Annotated in this window: 18 protein-coding genes; 15 read left to right on the forward strand and 3 right to left on the reverse strand. The window is 41.9% G+C overall.

Going from position 1 to position 20,513, the window contains the following annotated elements; translation table 11 throughout:
- The first annotated feature begins 5 nt into the window (after positions 1–5).
- Complete coding sequence (locus HF312_15245) at positions 6–2,531, forward strand: hypothetical protein (protein ID MCU7521573.1); 2,526 nt, start codon at positions 6–8, stop codon at positions 2,529–2,531.
- 94 nt (positions 2,532–2,625) lie between these two features.
- Here the strand turns inward: HF312_15245 and HF312_15250 are convergent, their stop codons facing one another.
- The 3 genes from HF312_15250 to HF312_15260 form a co-directional block, all read right to left on the reverse strand.
- Positions 2,626–3,123 carry a YbhB/YbcL family Raf kinase inhibitor-like protein gene (locus tag HF312_15250; protein ID MCU7521574.1) on the reverse strand — a complete coding sequence of 166 codons (498 nt, stop codon included), beginning with the start codon at positions 3,121–3,123 and terminating at the stop codon, positions 2,626–2,628.
- A 49-nt stretch (positions 3,124–3,172) separates the two neighbouring features.
- Positions 3,173–5,419 carry a PAS domain S-box protein gene (locus HF312_15255; protein ID MCU7521575.1) on the reverse strand — a complete coding sequence of 749 codons (2,247 nt, stop codon included), beginning with the start codon at positions 5,417–5,419 and terminating at the stop codon, positions 3,173–3,175.
- A 127-nt stretch (positions 5,420–5,546) separates the two neighbouring features.
- Positions 5,547–6,140: a hypothetical protein gene (locus tag HF312_15260; protein ID MCU7521576.1), complete on the reverse strand. Its 594-nt coding sequence runs from the start codon at positions 6,138–6,140 to the stop codon at positions 5,547–5,549.
- Between the two features lie 171 nt (positions 6,141–6,311).
- On the opposite strand from HF312_15260, the gene HF312_15265 reads away from it, so the two are divergent.
- The 14 genes from HF312_15265 to HF312_15330 all read left to right on the forward strand — a co-directional run bounded on the left by HF312_15265 (position 6,312) and on the right by HF312_15330 (position 20,440).
- Positions 6,312–7,169, forward strand: a complete 858-nt coding sequence (locus tag HF312_15265) for a DUF2911 domain-containing protein (protein ID MCU7521577.1) — start codon at positions 6,312–6,314, stop codon at positions 7,167–7,169.
- Positions 7,170–7,177: 8 nt separating this feature from the next.
- On the forward strand, positions 7,178–11,548 hold the full coding sequence (locus tag HF312_15270; GenBank protein MCU7521578.1) for an activase: 4,371 nt from the start codon (positions 7,178–7,180) through the stop codon (positions 11,546–11,548).
- 1,365 nt (positions 11,549–12,913) lie between these two features.
- Entirely contained in the window at positions 12,914–13,171 is a 258-nt protein-coding gene (locus HF312_15275; GenBank protein ID MCU7521579.1) for a hypothetical protein, read from the forward strand.
- A gap of 115 nt (positions 13,172–13,286) precedes the next feature.
- Positions 13,287–13,850, forward strand: a complete 564-nt coding sequence (locus HF312_15280) for a hypothetical protein (GenBank protein MCU7521580.1) — start codon at positions 13,287–13,289, stop codon at positions 13,848–13,850.
- A gap of 89 nt (positions 13,851–13,939) precedes the next feature.
- Positions 13,940–14,332 carry a hypothetical protein gene (locus HF312_15285; protein ID MCU7521581.1) on the forward strand — a complete coding sequence of 131 codons (393 nt, stop codon included), beginning with the start codon at positions 13,940–13,942 and terminating at the stop codon, positions 14,330–14,332.
- Positions 14,304–14,981, forward strand: coding sequence for a hypothetical protein (locus HF312_15290; protein ID MCU7521582.1), 678 nt, complete (start codon positions 14,304–14,306; stop codon positions 14,979–14,981). The genes HF312_15285 and HF312_15290 overlap by 29 nt, the downstream gene beginning before the upstream one ends.
- Positions 14,982–15,089: 108 nt before the next feature.
- On the forward strand, positions 15,090–15,599 hold the full coding sequence (locus HF312_15295) for a hypothetical protein (protein MCU7521583.1): 510 nt from the start codon (positions 15,090–15,092) through the stop codon (positions 15,597–15,599).
- A 32-nt stretch (positions 15,600–15,631) separates the two neighbouring features.
- Positions 15,632–16,036 carry a hypothetical protein gene (locus tag HF312_15300; GenBank protein ID MCU7521584.1) on the forward strand — a complete coding sequence of 135 codons (405 nt, stop codon included), beginning with the start codon at positions 15,632–15,634 and terminating at the stop codon, positions 16,034–16,036.
- 185 nt (positions 16,037–16,221) lie between these two features.
- Entirely contained in the window at positions 16,222–17,307 is a 1,086-nt protein-coding gene (locus tag HF312_15305; GenBank protein ID MCU7521585.1) for a hypothetical protein, read from the forward strand.
- Positions 17,308–17,399: 92 nt separating this feature from the next.
- Positions 17,400–18,029: a hypothetical protein gene (locus tag HF312_15310; protein ID MCU7521586.1), complete on the forward strand. Its 630-nt coding sequence runs from the start codon at positions 17,400–17,402 to the stop codon at positions 18,027–18,029.
- Between the two features lie 15 nt (positions 18,030–18,044).
- Complete coding sequence (locus tag HF312_15315; GenBank protein ID MCU7521587.1) at positions 18,045–18,653, forward strand: hypothetical protein; 609 nt, start codon at positions 18,045–18,047, stop codon at positions 18,651–18,653.
- A gap of 80 nt (positions 18,654–18,733) precedes the next feature.
- The gene (locus tag HF312_15320) at positions 18,734–19,495 is read left to right on the forward strand and encodes a hypothetical protein (protein ID MCU7521588.1); all 762 of its coding nucleotides are present in this window, start codon (positions 18,734–18,736) and stop codon (positions 19,493–19,495) included.
- A gap of 93 nt (positions 19,496–19,588) precedes the next feature.
- Positions 19,589–20,134, forward strand: a complete 546-nt coding sequence (locus HF312_15325; protein MCU7521589.1) for a hypothetical protein — start codon at positions 19,589–19,591, stop codon at positions 20,132–20,134.
- 48 nt (positions 20,135–20,182) lie between these two features.
- Positions 20,183–20,440, forward strand: coding sequence for a hypothetical protein (locus tag HF312_15330; protein MCU7521590.1), 258 nt, complete (start codon positions 20,183–20,185; stop codon positions 20,438–20,440).
- Positions 20,441–20,513 lie beyond the last annotated feature (73 nt).

The raw sequence follows: 20,513 nt of genomic DNA on the forward strand, positions 1-20,513 counted from the left end.
TTCAGATGAAGCAATGCTCCTTAATTTTGTTTATACTCCTTGCGGGCAGCTGTATCTTCCCGCAGGGAAAGGATATGTCGCTTAATTATAAAGGGGACGCGCAGATAGAAGTGGGAAGCCAGTTCGTGGGAATCGAAAGCCACCACTCCTCGCCCTCCCTTGAACGCATCAGCTTCTACTACCCTGTAGCCAACAGCATCGATCTTTCAACCGATTACTGGAGGCGCGACACATCATTTATCATGTCGCTGGGACTTAAAATAGGCTCCGGCAAAAGGGAGGAAGTCGGCCGGGGGCCATACTCCTTCCGCCAGAATCCTTACAGCATAACATACAGCAAGAGTGACAAGGATAAATCGGTCGAAGTCTCTTACCAGTTTGCCGCAACAAAGCCCGCGATGATTGTAACTTACACTATTACAAACAGGACTTCCTCCGCGCAGGCATTTGAGTTCGATACGCACCTGGAGACCTCTCTTCGCACAAGCCACACCTTTAAGCTTAAGGACTCGGCCTGGACCAATTTTGATAAGGAGGGCTCGGCAATCTATACAAACTTCGACGACCCGGAGACTCAGAAGGCGCAGGTTTTTACCGCTAACGCAGGTGAAGTGCCTGTAAGCTACTTTACAAAAGGAAGCACAAGGGCCTTTGAAAATGAGCTCTGGTTTATCGCGGGCGTCGATACAAAAGATAAACTGATCCCTAAAAGTAACCCCGGGCGCCCGGCATCAAAATACTTGTACCGGAAAACCCTCCGCCCGAATGAGAAAATGACCGTTATCCAGATCATCGGCTCGTGCCCTCAAAGCGAGGGAAAGTCAACTGTAAGCTATATGCTGTTAAATTATAAAAGGGAGATAAGCTTATTTGAAAAAAGCGTGCTGGACTACGTAAGTAAAATCGGGAGCTTCAGAACAGGCGACAGCTACTTCGACCACGGATACGACTGGGCCAAGGCTATTCTTGCCGTTAACCAGCATTATATAAACGGTAGTGTCCGCCCTATGCCTTGCCCTGCCGAGTATAACTTCTATTTTTCACACGACGTATTCTTAACTGACCTTGCATGCGTGAACTTCGACCCCGAAAGGGTAAAGAAAGACCTTGAGTATACAATTAGCCTGGCTAATAAGGACCTTATTATTCCTCACGCCTACTACTGGAAGGACAGCGCCTACGTAACTGAATTTGCGACTCCCGATAACTGGAACCACTTCTGGTTTATTGTCCTTTCGGCAAGCTACTTAAGGCATTCATCGGATACCGTTCTTTTAAGAAAGCTTTACCCGTACCTCACCAAAAGCCTCTCCGAAACAATGCAGAACAGGAAGGAAGACATCATGTGGGCCTACCGCCCCGACTGGTGGGATATAGGCCATAACTACGGCCCCCGCGCCTTTATGACAATTATGGCGGTAAAATCGATGAAGGACTACCTCTATATTTCATCAAGGCTTGGTGAGGACGCTGGGAGATTTCCCGGACTGGAAAATGAATCTGAAAGGATGAAAGAAAAATTAAACTCTAAGCTCTGGGACGACGCGCTGAAATACCTCATTAACTATTTTGAGGATGGATCGGAGGACAAGCATTACTACATCGGGTCACTTCCTGCGGCGGATTTTAACCTTATCAGCGACACAAGAAAAAAAGAAATGGTTAAAACGGCTGAAGAAAAGCTGCTGGATAAAAAGCTTGGAATCTATACCGTCTACCCGATGGATTTCAACAAACTGATTGAATACCTGAAGTTTGCTGGCAACGAAGCGGGTGATCCTTTTCTTTATATCAACGGCGGCATCTGGTCGCAGGGCAACGCATTCTACGCCCTGGCGCTTAAGTCCGCCGGAAGAAGGCAGGATGCACTGGACTTTGTACGGCGCATAATGACAGTGGACGGCATAATGGCGGGACCCAATGGGCAGCCCGCAATGTACGAATACAGAAACGGCAATTTTAATGACGCAGCGGTTTACGGCAAAGTCGATAAGCCGCAGTTCATGTGGGCCGCCGGATGGTACATCTACAGCCTTTACAACCTCTTCGGAATAAATGAGAATGAATGGAACGTGAGCTTTAATCCCTATGCCGGAGGCCAAAAGTCCATTGCATTTTCACTGAACGCACTGGGCAGATCATTTAACGTTACAATAAGCGGAAAAGGGGACAATGTAAAATCTATCAGCTACAATGGACGTGAATATCCATCCCTTGTAATTCCTGAAGACATAAAGCCGGGCAAAATATCAGTTACACTTGGCAGTCCCGCCACGCCGTATCTTGAAGCAACAGATGCCAGGGTTTTATCGTGCAGTTACAATAAAAACATTCTTACAGCACAGATCAGCGCCTTTTCAGGCCACAAAAACGAAACCGTAGTTATTTCACCCCTGAAACCCAAACGTGTCCTCATAAATGGCAAAGAGCCCCAAAACAAATGGCAGGCAGAAGACCAAGGCGGCATCTATAAAATAAGAATCCCCCTCACGCATGAACAAGGAATAGATAAACTTCAGGTGGAATTCTAAAAAATATCATTGAATGGCCACCGCTCTCCGCAGAGAACCCTGGCCATTCATATCCCGCTCTTCCCGTCGAACGTCGAACGTTGAACCTCCCCTCCTACCTCTCCCTCTTATACGTCCCCATCACCTCGGCCTGGCCTAAAATGTGATCCTTCATCTCCAGATCCAGCTCCTTCCGCGTTGCCCCGGCGTCTAGCCTGAGATAATTTTTTAAGGCGTAAAGCCTGAAATGATAATGATGAACTCCCGAGGGGGGACAGGGACCGTAATACCCTATCCTGCGGGCGTCATTTGTACCCATTGCCGCTCCGTCAGGCAGATTCATTGAGGATGTAACCCCTTCCTGCAGACTGGTTATATTAACCGGTATGTCATAAATTATCCAGTGAATAAATGTCCCGCTTGGGGCATCAGGATCCTCCAGGATAATAGCCACCGTCTTCGTCCCGTCCGGAAGTCCCTCCCACTGAAGAGCAGGAGATACATTCTGTCCGTCGCAGGTGTATTTGGCTGGAATCGGTTCGCCGTGCTTAAATGCCGGACTGTTAAATTTAATCGCCATTTTTGTTTCCCTCCAGAGTGATTTAATTGCCATCTAAAATAATTGAAACAAAAATCGGGCAAAAATCAAATTATTCTAAATGCTAATTAAGATGCTCCTGCCCCTGATGCTTAAGAGGAAGTGAAAAGAAAAATGTTGCCCCCCTGTTCACTTCAGCCTCAGCCCATATGTTCCCCTCATGGCGCCTTAATATCCTCTGCACAATGGCAAGCCCCACTCCCGTGCCTTCAAACTCAGATGCGGCGTGCAGCCTCTGAAATACCCCGAATAGCTTGTCGGCATATTCCATATTGAAGCCTGCGCCGTTATCCTTAATGTAATAAATTACTTCCTTCTCCTTTTTCTCCCCCCCAATCTCAATAAGTGCGGTCTCCCTGTCCTTTGTAAACTTTACGGCATTCGAAACGAGGTTTATCCATACCTGCTGCAGCATCGGGCGGTCGCCTATAACTTCCGGAAGGTCATTTATTGTAAAAACTATCCTGCGCTCCTGGTTATCCTTTAATGCCTGATCTGTAATTGACCTTACCATGGCTTTAGTATTAATCAGCACCTCATTTTTCTCCCTGTTATAGATCTTGGCAAACGATAAGAGGTCTTCTATCAGCTGCTCCATCTGTCCGGCGTTTTTCGATATGATATTAAGGAATTTCTTGGCCTCGGGATCAAACTGCGGGGAATAATCATCCAGAAGGATCTGTGAGAATCCGTCAATTGCCCTTAAAGGCGCCTTCAGGTCGTGCGAAACTGAATAGCTGAAAGCCTCCAGCTCCTTATTTGCCGCCTCCAGCTGCGCCGTGCGTTTTTTTACGCGGTCTTCCAGCTCAGTGTTTAGTTTGTTCAATTCCTCATTGCTTACCTTTAAGGCCTCTTCAGTTTTCTTAAGGTCTGTTATGTCCACAATTGAGACCAGCACCTTGCCGTAGGTATCCTCAAACCCTTCTGCAACGTTCCACCTTATATATACCTGGATTTCCTTTCCCTTCATGGTCCTGCGCTTAGTGCTGATTTCAAACTTCCTTTTCCCTTCGGAAATTGCAAGAATTGATTCCCTCTGAACCCTGTAGTCTTCCCGCTCGGCAATCTGGGGGAAGGCGTTAATCATATCTTCCTTGCTTTCCGCCTCAAAAAGCTCAAGCGTTGCCTCATTTACATCCAGTATGCGCACCATTACGGCGCTTTGTGTAACTTCCTCCGGGTATCTTTCCAGATAATCCTGGAAGTCCGTAATTCCCGTTGTCTTCAAAAGGTCGATATGGCTTTTAATTACCGAGAAGTCCTCCTCCCATATTGAGATGGGGGAGTACTCGAACAGGCTTTTATAGCGTTTCTCGCTTTCCTGCAGGGCATCCAGGGCAAGTTTCTTTTCCGTAATATCAGTTGCCAGAGCCAGGCGTGCCTCCACGCCCTCAAATGTAATATTGCTGGACGTAATCTCAACAAAGATTACCTCGCCGTTTTTCCTCATGTGGCGCCAGGGGCCTGAGTGCTGGTAGTCTTCGGAGATTGTTTCTTCTAAATTTTTATCCAGTTCAATAATATCCTCCTTTGGACGGATATCTTTTATTGTCATGGAAAGAAATTCCTCCCGTGAGTAGCCGTACTGCTCCAGTGCGGCGTTATTGACGGCAAGGAAACGTAGCGTTTTTTTGTCAAAAACCCACATGGGGTGCGGGTTTTCCCTGAACAAAAGCCTGTACTGCTCCTCAGACTTCCGGAGCCTGTCTTCCATTTCCTTCCTTTCCGAAATGTCGCGTACAATGGCCTGTATTATTCCTCCCATGAGCAGTTTTGCGCTTGCTTCAATATAGACTATCTTCCCGCTTTTATGAATGAGCTTCCTTTCTGTGAGGATCTTCTCGCCTGTTTGAAGCTCCTTAAATTTAAGCGGTGAGGCTTCAACGTTCTCTTCCTGCAGGAAATCCGTGATGTTACGGTTTATGATTTCATTTTTCTCATATCCCAGGAGTTCGGAAGCCGTGGAATTTGCCTCAATCAGATTGCCCTCCTTATCCATCAGCAAAATGCCGTCGGAGGCCTGTTCCAGGAGTGTCCTGTACTTGTTTTCACTTAAATAGAGCGCGTCAGTTGAAGTGCGGATCTCTTTCACGCCGCGCCTTATAAAATAATAAAGAAGCACCGCTGTAATGAGAATAAAGAACCACCCCTTATACGTCTGGTAATGCGTGAGGATAACCGGGTCCTGTATTTTATCGGCCAGGATGTAATCGGTTACAATTATCCATGCCGCGCTGATAACGCCGTAGCTGAGGCTCATTGCCAGCGGCCCCAGTTTAAGCTGTTTTTCGGTGGAAGATGAAAATTTCATACAATGCTCTGTTTATAATTGTTTATTCAGCAGAGAGTAAACCGGAAGGAAAAGATATATATGCTGTCAGGCTTTCATTCGCAGAAGCCTTGTCAGTTAAAAAGCCGTTACGCAAGAAGGCCGGGTATTAAACTCCCAGGCTTTCAGCCGGCTGAATGATCTGTTTTTTTACAATGTCAGGAGGCGGAACAATCATGCCGCAGCACTTGCCGGAGGTGTCCAGCAGGCTTATTCTGTAATTCTTGTCGTATGCTATAACGTCAAAAACCGGTTTATATATCTTTATCCTTTCTGCGGTATTGTATTTACTCACAATTCTTCTTACAGAAGAAGCATCATGATAATTTAAGTAAATTACGTCTTCTTTATAGTCGTTAAATTTTTCCCTCTTCCAGCACAACACTTCGTGCTCAAACAAAGAGGCTTCACGTTCGGTGAGGTCGGGTGCAATTGAAGCCTGCAGGGAGTCTATATCCATGGAAAGAACCATTAGTTCTGTTTCCTTTTTGAAGCTTTCCAGTATTGAGGGCTTGCGGCAGTATAAGTCGCGGAAAGTTTCATTCTTCAGAAATTCAATTTCAATAAAAGAACGGAAAGAGGATTTCAGCTTGCTGAATACCCTGAGTAGAATATCAAACTCAATCTGCCCGGAATCGGGATCTAAGGATTCCAGGTGAATATTGAACGAATAGCCCGTAATATTTAATCTGGTCTGATTCATGAAGGTAAGATAATCTTTTTAAATAAAGTCCGCAAACCGCCAAATCAATTTTTCTTATCCTTCCGGAAGGTGCCCGGTGCCCCTTTTCTTCAGGTAGCCCTCTTTTAACTTTTGATTTCTGCATAAATTTCATAAATTTATTTCAAAATAATTTCAAATCTCAGGTCTTAAATGAAAAAGTTTTCAGCTTTTATTTGTCTCGCCCTGCTCCTTTTGGCTTCACCCCTTTGGGCCCAGCTGGAGCTCCCGCGCATCAGCCAGAAGGCTTCCCTTATGCAGAGAGTCGGACTCCTCGACGTCACTATAAACTACAGCCGCCCTAACGTTAAGGGCAGAACTATCTGGGGCGACCTCGTCCCCTATAACCAGGTCTGGAGAACAGGCGCCGATGAGGCTACAACTATTTTCTTCAGCGACGACGTTGAACTTAACGGCAATATGGTCCCCGCCGGCAAATACGCTCTCTTTACTATACCAGGAAAAGATGAATGGACCATAATTATAAACAAAACCTGGAAACAATGGGGCGCCTTTAACTACGACTCCACAAAGGACTTAGTGCGCTTTAAGGTTAAACCTTCTGAAACCCCGTTTACCGAAAGCATGGGCTTCTGCTTCTCCGACGTCACTACAAGCTCGGCTAATCTGAATATTGAATGGGAAAAGGTTAAGGTTACTTTTAACCTTAAGTTCGACATAGACGCCAAGGCTTTATCCAACATCAAAAAAGCAATCGATAACGCCGATAAGGACGACTGGGTGGTCTACGCCGCCTCGGCTAACTACGCCGCCGACAATATGGTCCACCAGGATGAGGCCATGCAGTGGGTGGATAAATCTATTTCAATTAAGCCTACTTACTATAACTATTTCGTTAAGGCCAAGCTCCTTGCCAATAAGAATAATGCGAAGGAGGCTCTGAGCTATATAGATAAATCCAGACAGCTGGGTAAAAATGACCCTGAATTCAAGGATTTTAAACCGCAGGTTGATAAGCTTGCAAAAGATCTGAAAGCAAAAAGGAAATAAAAGTTTTAATGTCTGTTCAAAAATCATTAGGTGTTTGCGTCGGTGCTTCTACAGTTTCGGCTGTTTATCTTGGCAGTGATCACGGTGAAATAAGTATTGTTGAGGCCCGTACAATTGCACACAACGGGAACCCCAGAAAAGTTATCTCCGGTTTGTTTGAGAAAAATTCCATTCCCGCAAAAATTGCGGTTACAGGAAAAAAATTCAGAAAGTTCCTAAACCTCACTTCCATCTCTGAAGCCGAGGCAATTGAAACAGCCGCGGCTTACCTGGGCCTCTCCGGCGACGTCATCATCAGCGCCGGCGGCGAAAGCTTCATAGTCTATGTGCTCGACAAAAATAACAGGATATCTAAAGTCTGCACGGGCAATAAGTGCGCCTCCGGAACGGGGGAGTTCTTCCTGCAGCAGATTAAAAGAATGGACCTCGATGTTGAAGACGCCATAAGCCTTGGCGCTAAGGGCGACCCCTACAATATCTCCGGGCGCTGCAGCGTATTCTGCAAGTCCGACTGCACGCACGCCCTCAATAAAGGCGTGGCAAAGGAAAATGTCGTCTCAGGCCTTGCTAAAATGATGTCCCAGAAAATTATAGAGCTTACTTCCAGAGTGCCCCATGAAAGTGCAATTATGATAGGCGGCGTCTCCAGGAATAAAGCCGTAATGCGCTTCCTTAAAGATTATTTTAATAACGTAACCGTTCCCGAAGAAGCCCCGTACTTCGAAGCCCTCGGCGCCGCGGTCTACGCCATGAAAAATGAAACGCTGGAATTTAAGAGAAATGACCTCTTCTCGGAAAAGCATTCTCCCTTTACTTTCCACAGGCCTTTAAGCGAATTTACCCACCTCGTGCACTTTAAGGAATTTAATAAAGGCATTCTTCAGGCTGACGACGACTGCATCCTGGGACTTGACGTCGGCTCAACTACAACCAAAGCCGTGCTCTTAAGAAAAAGCGATAACGCTATTGTTGCAGGCGAGTACCTCCGCACAAACGGCGACCCCGTAAAGGCTTCGGTTGAATGCTATGAAAGCATTAAAAACCAGTTGACCGCGCCCGTTAAAATTACGGGACTCGGCGTTACCGGTTCGGGCCGCCACATCGCGGGGCTGCACGCTCTTACCAAAGGCATTATTAACGAAATTATCGCCCACGCCGCTGCAACCATTTACTTCGACCACGAAGTGGATACCATATTTGAGATCGGCGGGCAGGACGCAAAGTATACCTATATCACCTCAGGCGTGGCCTCGGACTATGCGATGAACGAGGCCTGCTCGGCCGGAACGGGTTCTTTCCTCGAGGAGGCCGCAAAGGAATCGCTCGATATAGATTATAAGGAAATCGGCGAAATTGCCCTTAAAGCCCAGAATCCCCCAAACTTCAACGACCAGTGCGCCGCCTTCATCAGCAGCGACGTTAAGAACGCCCTCCACGAGGGGCTTTCTAAAGAGGATATTGTAACGGGACTCGTATACTCCATCTGCATGAACTACAATAACCGCGTTAAGGGCAACCGCCCGGTGGGTAAAAAAGTCTTTATGCAGGGGGGCGTCTGCTATAATAAGGCCGTACCCGTTGCCATGGCGGCCCTTACAGGAAAAGAGATTATTGTGCCCCCGGAGCCGGGACTTATGGGTGCCTTCGGCGTGGCGCTTGAAATTAAGCACCGCCTGGAGCTGGGACTCCTAAAGGAAGAAGAGTTTTCCCTCGATGAGCTCATACAAAGGACAGTCGAATACGGCAGGACTTTTATCTGTGCCGGAGGAGCCGAAAAGTGCGACAGGAAATGCCCCATATCCATGATCAGCATTGACGGCAAAAAGTACCCCTTCGGAGGCGCGTGCAATAAGTACTATAACGTACAGATGAATATTAAGGAATCGGACAGGGGATTGGACCTTGTAAAGCTGAGGGAAAAGCTGGTATTTGAAAAATACCTCTGCGCGCCTGTGCTGGACGTGAATGCCCCTGCCGTCGGCATCTCCAGATCTTTCCTTACAAATACTCTTTACCCGCTTTACTATAATTTCTTCACGCGCATGGGCTTCAGGGTAATACTGGCTCAGGAATCCAAAACCGCGGGCGTGGATAAAAGGGAGGCGGCCTTCTGCTATCCCGTTGAACTCGCTCACGGATTTCTGCAGGACCTGCTGGATAAAAATCCGGACTATGTATTCCTCCCCCACATAAAAGAGATATATAACCCCGGAGAGGATAACCTTCCAAAGAAAACGTGCGTCTTAATGCAGTCTGAAAACTACTACCTTAAAGCTGCCTTTAAGGATGAACTTAAAAACACCCGTCTCCTGGATCCGGTGCTTGATTTCTCGGATGGCTATGAGAAGGCGGAAAAAGAGTTTGTAAAGCTTGCCCTGGGACTGGGTAAAAACAAAAAAGAGGCTTCGGATGCCTACCGCTTTGCATGCGGAGAACTGAATAAAATGTTCAGTGAGTTCAAAAAGACTGGAAATGAAGTGCTGAAGTCTCTTGAAGAAGACCCTGAGAAGTTTGCGGTTGTAATTTTTGGAAGAAGCTATAACGCTTTTGCCCGAAATGCCAACCTGGGCGTCCCGCAGAAATTCTCCTCGCGTGGAATTACTGTAATTCCTCACGACTTCCTGCCTTACGACGGCCTTGAAAGCTACAAGCACATGTACTGGGGCCTGGGGCAGCAGATCTTAAGAGGCGCGCGCTATGTCTACGGCCACCCGCAGCTTTTTGCTTCCTACATTACAAACTTCAGCTGCGGACCCGATTCTTTTATTATCCCGTACTTCAGGAATATAATGGGACGTAAGCCTTCCCTGACACTGGAGCTCGACAGCCATTCGGCTGATGCCGGGGTTAATACAAGAATTGAAGCCGCGCTCGACATCATTAAAAGCTTCCGCGAGCTCAACCGCCACGAGAAAATTTCTGCGGAAAAGTCAAACGGCTTCATGCCTCTTAAAGTATTAAGCGAGACAAAAATTGTGGATTCCGACGGCCGTGAGCTGTCAATTACAGATCCATCCGTTAATGTCGGTGTCCCTAACATGGGAAGGCTTGCAACCGAGGCCTTTGCCGCGGCATTCCGCCATGAGGGCATAAATTCTTTTCCCCTCCCGGAATACAACATGGATACGCTTACAACAGGACGCGGCAGCACGACATGCAAGGAGTGCCTGCCCCTGATACTTAACGCGGGCTCATTGATTGAATACTATAACTCGCGTAAAAATAAGGACGAGAAGACACTTTTATTTATGGCTAAAGGCGACGGCCCCTGCCGCCTGGGGCAGTACCACGTTTACCTTGAAGACATAATAAAGAAAAGGAAAATGCGTAACATCGGGGTTTACACGCTTTCAGATGAGAACTCCTACGAGGGACTTGGAAACAGGTTTGTTTTAAGGGGCTGGGCGGCCATAACAATCGGCAACCTGATGACGGAAGTCTATAACTCCATCCAGGCGCTTGCGGCCGACAGGAAGGCAGCCTCAAAAATTTTCCGTCAGGAATATGATAAAATATTAGATACGCTTGAGCATGGCGCCTTCGATGATCTTTACCGCCAGATTGAACTTTCGGCCCTCAAACTTAACGCAATTGAAAAAAAAGAATCCATTCACGAAGCAAAGAAAGTTGTAATAGTAGGTGAGATATTTGTCCGCCACGAGGAATTCTCAAGGATGGACCTGCTGGACAGGCTAATTGAAAAAGGTTTTGTTGTAAGGATTGTGCCGATAGGGGAATATGTTTACTACTCCAATTACCTTGCGGCAAAGGAAGACAATGGCGGAAAGAGCCCGGTCGGAGACAGGCTGAAGTTTACAATACGCGATTACGTGCAGAAGCATGTTGAGCGTAAGATCAGGAAGATACTTGAAAAGTCGGGCTTCATAGAGTTCGATATGCCGGACGTTAAAGACGTTCTAAAAAAAGCGGAGCACCTGGTGAGTCCCGAGCTTGCAGGAGAGGCAATTCTTACGATCGGCTCGGCAATGCGTGAGATAATGGATCACGTATCGGGCGTAATATCATTAGGACCTTTCGGGTGCATGCCTTCGCGCCTGGCCGAATCGATACTGAACGTTGAAATGAACACCATAGGAAAACTGGCAGCGGAGAAAAGAAAAGTCCGGACAGATGAAAACGACGACCTGCCCTTCCTTGCAATTGAAACCGACGGCAACATATTCCCGCAGATAATTCAGTCAAAAATTGAAATATTTATGCTTCAGGCAGAGCGTCTGCATGAAAAGCTGAAATCAGGGGACCGGACCCTCTCGGACAAATACAAAGATGCCTTCCACAGATTAATAAATAATATCACAGGAAACGCCAAGCCAGAGGAACCCGGGGAAATTCCCGCCCTGATCTCCGAAGCAGAATAGAATTTCCGCCTGAGCTCTTGGGGACAACATAAAATAATCTTTTATAATTCTCTTCAAATGCCGCGGTCAGCGGCATGGTATTGATAGCCCAGGGTGACCAAATTCGCCGCGGCGAATGCGAGAACCCCGGGAACCGGAAATCCCCCAAAATCCCCCCGCGCCGCGGTCAGCCGCGCCACGTTTTCGTATACGTGAATTTGATGAAAAATCCAAATACACCATAGATGTTACAAAAAAATGAAAATTCTTCAGCAATTTTTCCGAAAACGCCCCTCGTCACCATATATATACATAAGAGAATAAATGCTTGACAATAATGCTGATTTTGACAATTTTCACTGGTATTATTATTTCCCTGCATGGCCTACAATTTAAGGGGATGTATAATAGAAATCATTAAAAGTAATACTGAAGAGTAAAGAATATGTTTTTAGGTTATACAGTTGTTGCTATAGGAATATTTGGGATGCTTATATTCATGTTTAACCGTGAACTATTTATCAAACCGAAAACTTTCAGGATTTTTCTCATATCAAGCCTGATAACCTTGGTATTGGCTTATATACTACCACAATTCGAAGCATTCCAAAACACACCCGTGAATGTATTTAAGCTCCCCATTATAACGCTGCTATTTTATAGAATAGCAAGAGGATTGTTTAAGAAAGCATTTAATCGGGAACCTAAAGATACTTTTTGGATGAGCATTGGGAAAAAGGAATCTGGCAAGATACAATTTTCAATGTGCTATTTTTCTTTACATGTACAATTATTATGGGACTTTTGGTGACTAACAAATTTTGGCAGAAATCCCCTTTCCCAAATTAGTTGCTTTAAGGAATAATAGTGATTAGTTAGATAATTAGAGGATGAAATATTCCTTCCAAAACGCAGATTTATTACCTCAAAGGGATAATGAACTATTTCAATTTCGCAACCAAAGATTATTAGAACCTTATTCCGATGGCCTGAGCGGAAGAAAGGATTAACATACTGTATCATATTTTTAACTGATTTCTAAAATTCTGGAGATATATAAATTGAATAAGGCAATAATAATACTCGTCTTAATAATGATTTGGATCAATCTGTTTATTCACTTTAGATTTAACCAAAAGCATGGGCAAAAAGGTGCAAAGCATAGAGGAGACATAGTATATTCTATTAGTATTTTTCTATTAACACTTTATTTTCTTTATGCATTCTTTATTAAAAATTAATTTTATCTCATTTCCAATAAACAGAAAGCTTATTAATTCAAGAGCTAATTTTACAAAAGGAATATCTACCTTTAATATTAAAGCAAAATAACTTTCTTTAGTTGGCCCATCTATAAGTGATCACATTTCCAAGCAAGAGTTAAATATGAGTAAAAACTTGTTTAATAAAATCAACAATATACTAACCCGATGGAACCCGCTTGATGTCCCACACTTTATTGCCAGTGATGAGTACAAGGATTATGTTCAAGGAATTGTTTCTCAGGGGAAGGATTTCAATAGAATAAGATCTGAACTGAAAAGAATAATAGTGGATCAAATGGGTCTCACTTTTATGGATGATATCCCGGAGCATTCGCTTGATCTGGATAATGTGACAAAGGAAATATTCGAAGTTTTGTAGTCCTTTTGTTATGTTCCCGATGGCGGGAGCGGAAGGGATGGAATATTAATTTAGTTTAGTAATAGTTAATTATCTACATAATAGATCCTTTTAAATAGTTACAGGGAATTAGAAAATGAAATTTTCACTTTTATTGCTGCTCATCATTTTATCTCTTGATAACACCTGTCCAAATTCCGACAAAGAAAAGTTTAGCCAAGCTAGATCTCAAGCTAGATCTATTGTTGGGCAATGGAATAATAAAGTAGAGCTCATAATTTACAAAGGCAAAGACCAGCCTTTAGATTCCACTGATTTCATTGTTAACGGTTTTTCTACAGAAATAAATGAAAAAACTTTAATGACGCGTTTGGGTAAACCAGACTCAATTTCCATTTCGGAACACCCAATTGATACTGAAATCAAAATCAGCACATGGCACTATAAAGATATCGATTTTTCATTCTATGATGATTCAACCTGCCTGGGTTTTTTTATCAAAAGCAACAAGTATTCTACAAAACGGAGTTTAACCATTGGGGATCCTGTCTCCAAAATGATTAAATTGTATGGTGAGAATAATAATTCCTATCTTGGCCATTATGACTACATGGACGAAAATGAGGATCAACACGTAATCAGGATTACTACTGAGAAAGGAAAAGTAAAGGAAATATTTCTGGGCTATCTTCAGGACTAGTACATCTAATATTTTGCATACTCCATTCGGATTGCGGAAGCGGAAGAAAATATCAAAATACTCACTCATTTTTTATTATATATGAAAACATGTTTAACAGAGAAGAATTGTTTATAAAAACGTTCATAATTAAAGACCGGCAGGAGCGGTATCTTTCACTCGTAACATCTAAGAAGGGAAGAAACAAGTTTCTCCAGGATCTTCCTCATAGTATTTCCAATGAACTGGATCCAAAGTATGTTAAAGGAGTAAATGGCAGTTCTAAAGATATTTATGAGAAGCTTAAGTCGAAAGGTGCAGGAAAAGAATGCTACGTTATTTCTGAGTTGAGTGAAATAGACGGTCATGTGCTGTCATTATCTGAAGCATTGAATCAAATAATAGGAAGAGGTATGGCTGCAATTCTCATATGTATTGACAATAAGTTAGCCTACTTTGAAGGTGAAGAGCCTAATGACAGATATATACTGCACCGGCCATAAATTAGCACAAAACTTAAATGATTTTCTTTCGCCTGGTCCCGTTACTGACGGCGGGAGCGGAAGAACAAATCGCAAATTATCAGAGAATACAATGTTAACTATAACTGAATACCGAACCTGGAATGATCCAGAGGAAGTGTCTTCTCTAAAGGCGATATTTACATGGTATGGGCTTGAAATAGAACAGTATAAAGACAATACATCTTTTGACCTAGACAGTCCCATGACAGATAAAAATTCGTTTTCTGAATTTATTAATACCGTTATTTCCAAATATGTCAAAGGGGAATTCGTTGCAAGGCTGGAGTATTCGAGATTTTCCTGGCTCCCATCATTTATTGAAGAAGAACTGGAGGATGATTCAATAAGGAAGTATCTTGAAAGATTTGAGTGGAAAAAGAAGTATGTGGGAAAGATCAAAATACCTGATCTCAAGGAATTTATGGGTCTGTTCTTAGATTATCCGAATAAATTCAGTTATCAGGATATTTTAGTCTTTGCAAAGAAGTGTGACCTCTTAATTGTATTTTCATACCATGGTACAATCTGGTTTTTATCCAAAGATCTGGATTTACTTAATAAAATTGTTGATGGACTGAAGGAGTGTGGAGTGAAAGTAATCCTGCAGGATGGATATTATGAAAAGTAAAATAGGACATACATAATCGATGGCGGGAGCGGGTAAAGGCAATGAGAAAAATAAATAAAAGACTTCCATTCCGGTCTGGTGATTATAGAATAAAACATAATTAGAAACATGAAGCATCATAGTTATCCTAATAACGAAATAGTAGAACTTTCAACAAAGTCAAAAGTACTTCAATGCCTTTTGCTGATACCTCTGATAACTGTATCTGCAATTATGATGCTATCTCCTGTTCTGTTCTATGGTGAAATTAATGCAAGGGGGATTATAACTTTCTCTTCGCTGGGATTTTTACTCGTACTGAGTTTTAATTACTCATTGGTCTCTGCATTTAAGGCAAAATTTCTATTTGACAAAAATAAAGTTGTACAAATAGGAGTCTTCAAGACCCGCACGGTGCTATATCAGAATATTTTAGGATACTGCATTACTGAATCCTCACGTATTATTAACTTTAGCAAACCAGAAATAACTTTGTCACTCATTCCTAACAGTGAAAGCGGCAGTAAACATTCCAAGTGGGTAGATATTGATCTAAAAAGAAACACTATAAGTGAAGACCTGTTGAACTTTATTCAGGAGGAGTTTGCTGACTTGAATGAAAACGATGAAGAATGTTAAATAATCAATACAATATTAGCGGAGCATTTTCATTGAAATCACTACTTTGGATTCTATTCGTTTTCTGCATTGTCATGTTTTCTTGTTCCGATGACAGATCTCCGGGATTATCCGGGATCCTGGAGGAAGAGTATATGATATACAGAATACTATTAAAGCCACCTGCCGTTGATAGTCTCTTTCCAACGTGGGCTGCACGCTACGGAAGAGATAAATGGCCGGTAATTATTAAGGAATATACCATCGGTTACACCGATTCAAACTTGGTTAAATCCAGTTTCGGAGAAAGAAATAAAATCAGCAATGATATTTACAGAGATTTTCTGAATAAGAACTCTTCTAGCAGCTTTATTAAGGATCTGGAAGGAAACCAGAAATACTATCATGTCCTCAGTAGCGATAGTTTAAAGAAAATGAAAGATAATTTCTGGGAATAGTTTTATTCAAGTCACCCAAAATCATACGGTATTATTACATTATCAAGGGTCGGCTTCAATAAGCAACATAACAGAGCATTTTTACGAATAGACCTGGATATTACATCTGGCTCCGGAGAAAAGAATTATTACTTCTTTGACAGAGTAAATAATAATTGGATCCTAAGTAGGGTTGATAAAGAAATATGGACTTCAGATTAAAATTAAATCCATTTTATTTTCTGTTTAAAGCCATTATCTATATGCGAAAATATTGCTTAGTATTTCTACTTACAGTTATTTTTCAGGGATGCTCCACAGTGCAGCATATGGTTCCCGGAAGACCCCTGAGGAAAAATGAAGTTGAATGCAGATTCTCAGTTGGGATGTCTACAAATAATTTCAACGTATTATCATTGCAGTTTGCAGCTTTTAAGGGGCTGACGGATAATGATGCAATGGGATTTACATTCGGCAACTTGTTCGTCCCTTCTTCTTTTTCTTATGTTAGGTATTGGAGTAAGGGTGATTACAATTGGAATTACCAGTTCCATATAAATGACCTCTGGGGTTCTGATTTTAATCCTGATTATGAAACTGATATTGCTGTCACCAAACTTAATGAAAACTCATTCCATTCCCTTAAGGCTGGATTGGGATTTTATACAACTCCGGTTGTTCCTTACCTTTTGGGCAAGCATGCCGGAAAGACGGCATTTGTTCCAATAATCGGTTATCAGTTCAGAAACCCGGTACTCCGCATCGAGGCGGAAGTTATTCCAGGCATAGCCAAATATTTTGCTGAAAGATATAAGTCCCCGGCTTATCTATATTCAGATGCAGATTCATTAAATAAATTCGAATATCATTGGAGTATGAAGCGCATATACCGGCATGATGAGATCAAGGAAATCAAACAGATTGGTGAAGATTATAGTACCGCAGCCTGGAAGATTGCTCTTGCCAATGGCGATACTGTGCTTCTTGAGAACAGGGATCCCTACGCCGATTGTTACGGATGTGAAATTGAGAAAAGGCATCTTGAAGCATATAAAGATTCTGAGGACACTCGGGTCTTATGGATATACTATGATGAACATAAAATGTATAATACCATTATGGCTCCGACTTTGATTGAAGTAAATATGAAGAAAGCTATAAGTGATTTTAATTCAGGGCTGGACTTGATATTATTGTCTGATAAGGATCTGATTAAAAATACACTTAATAACATTAATCCTGTAACTGAAGACTTTTTCTTCTCCATTGGACATGACTGGAGCGGAAATTAGATTCTTTTGCTATCTGGGATTCCAGCATAAATAATTATTCACATTATCCTTGCTTAAACTTAATGAAAAAAATATTTTGCGTGGAACTTACATTGAAAATAAAGGAAAGTGGTTTGGCATTTCGAAAGAAAACTGCCAGTAGTAAAATCTTTCTAAGTGTCAGGCATGGAAAACCAAATACTATCAAACGGATATCAGCAATGAAGGCCGGAATTAATCGATTTATTTCTATCACAACTTTATTTGTATGCTTAACAGTTTTGTATGGCTGCTCAGTTACAAATCCTGCTGTTTATGAATATAATAAGCTCCACGTCTTTGATTGCAAGACTGAAAAGATCGTCCATAATTCATCTGATTCAACTAAGATCATTCTTTTTAAAAGCTACTATAAGGACGAAACTGTAATTAATCTGGTGGAAAATGGGACGCTGAATTTTAAGATTCTAAAGGATGTAATTTATCAAAGAAGATATGACTGGTATGAATTCGATGTCCTTCAGCCTGAGATTTCTAGAACCTCTTCAGACATATGCAAAGATTATATAGAAGATGAAAAATCAGCATTTATTCAATTCGCTTCATCTAAAGTTGACGCTGATGGCAAAACTGTATACAGTATTGAATACTGGAGGGGATTTTCAAGCGCATTGGATTGTATCGAATTAAAACAGATCAGTAAGGGACATTTTGCAATCAGATATTTAGGCATGATTATATAATATGAAAATTCATTAATGAAAATAAAACTAAATACAGTTTTAGCAGCAATCTGCCTTATTATGGCAAGTTCGCTATGCATTGTCCCATATTACTGGATTAATGGTTTTGTTGGAATATTCGTGGTCCCTTCATTATTGCTCTTGGGATTAGGTCTCACGGTTTGGCTTGGATTCAGGTTATACAAGTCTGGTAACGATATACAGACAGGCTTCCAGAAGTTCGGCTTTTATGCGACCATTGTTATAGCTGTATGTTCACTGTTTGCAGAAGTACCAATTGAATATTTGGACTGGCATTTAAGACAGGCAACCAGAAATGAAATTGTGCAGAAAGTTAAAAATGGGACTCTAAAACCAAATGTTTCTTATAATAATGTTATCTGTTCATTAAGTTATTTATATTTTCCACCTATATCCAATGGCGGAAATGATATTGCAATTGAATATGGCAAGGATAAATCAGTTACAGTGGAATTCTATATCAGCAGAGGATTTCTTGATCATTATTCGGCCTTCGTTTACACTGAGGATCTAGAAAAGATAAAGGAATTCGAGGATATGATAAAAAGAAATGGCCATGGGAACAAAAAGCTTGAAAATAACTGGTACAGGGTGTCGTACTAATAAACTCTAATTCTTAAATTCTATTTCCCTTCAGTTGTGGTTACCCACAGAGGAATGGAAAATAAAACATTACAATATTTATGAAACCATTACTATTAATCTCACTCTTGCTGCAATCCCTATTACTCTGCTGCACAAACATTGCGGCTCAGGAATCCAAGCCAAAGCAGTTGGAGAAGGTATCCATAGATTGGCTGAAATCAGGGAAGATTTACGACATAATCCTTGAAAGCACAGATAGCATGGACAGGCTTAGAATTAAATATCCCGGGCATAAAGATTTTACACTGGTTGATTCAGCGGGGTTCTTTACAGTCAAAGAAGCCCTATTTGATTCTGTTTTAATTAAGAGTAATCTGATTAAATCTAAAAACGTTTATATTTCACCTGAGCTTAAGAGCAGGCAGAATTATCCTGCACTGATGGTCTTCGGATATGCTGCTGCCAGTGATCCAGGAAGCATCCATGTCGTAATGCTGGACAGCCTGGGAATTCCAAAAGAAGTGTTTTACAGTCAAACTTTTCAGTTAACGGACATAAAAGATCTTGACAATGACTCTGTGGCTGAACTGATAGGTAAGCATTGCCTCTCGCAGCTCTGGGGCAACCGGTTTGGTGAGGAATGTTTCTCAACCTATGATCCATATTCTGTTTATAAGATAAATGCCAAAGGCAAAGTAAAGTTTACGTATAATCTGGAACTCAGTAAACAGTATAATATAGATCATTACTATGGCTGGGCAGGTAAACAGTGCAGTGAGGAAACTATCATTGTATTATGTACTAAGGATAGAAAGCCAAAAATAATGAATATTAAAGAGGCTGAGAGGCTTTACAAGTAATTAATAAATTTAACAAAGCCTGCCGTCGTTCCATACAGCGGGAGCGGAAGAAGTGGAAAATAATTGTTGATTGATAAATAGCCGGTAGTAATAATGAAGAAAAATAAGTTTATCATAATTTCAGGTAAAGCGTGCATTTGGATTATAGTGATTGCTATTCTGATATTAATTATCCAGCTAACTGTAGCTGAAAATATAAGTCTCAGTAATAATATTATTGATAATTATCTTCATTTCGGCAAATACTTGAATATAGGCTTAATTGTATTACTGGCAATTGTAATGGTATTTATAAATGCTGAAAAGCTAATGATAAAAGTAATTAGCGGAACTTTCTTTTTCGCATTATTAATTCCATTTTTCTTTCTTGGATTATTGACATATGGAATAGTTTTCAGAGGAGAAAATGCTGATCAGAGGCTTTATTTCTATAATAAGGATGGATATTCATATTATATCAAAAGCGAAAGATTTATGGCATTCGAAGGACCCATGCACAGGCTGTACAAGGAAAGACCCCTTTTCTCATTTATAAAAGAGCGGCTTGTTACGACTGATTCCGAAATGAAAGCCTTGGGAGTAGATCCAGATGCAATTAAAGCAAAGTTTAATGAAGTATATTTTATAAACCGCAAGTAATTCTGATCATCTTTCCGCTGGTGGGAGCGGAGTAAAAAATAATAATATATGAGTAAATACTTGTTTAATAAAATCAACGAAATACTAGCCCGATGGAACCCGCTTGATGTCCCGCACTTTATTGCCAGTGATGAGTACAAGAGTTATGTTAATGACATTGTTTCCCAGGGAAAGGATTTCGACAAAATAAGATCTGAGTTGAAAAGAATATTAGTGGATCAAATGGGTCTCACTTTTTCAGATGATATCCCGGAGCATTCGCTTGATCTGGATAATGTGGCAAAGGAAATATTCAATGTTCTGTAGCCCGTTTGTTATGTTCCCGATGGCGGTAGCGGAATCAAAAGTGGCTCTGTATTTGGAATTAAATAGGCAAATA

The sequence above is a fragment of the Ignavibacteria bacterium genome (assembly GCA_025612375.1).
In the GTDB taxonomy this organism is placed as follows: domain Bacteria; phylum Bacteroidota; class Ignavibacteria; order Ignavibacteriales; family SURF-24; genus JAAXKN01.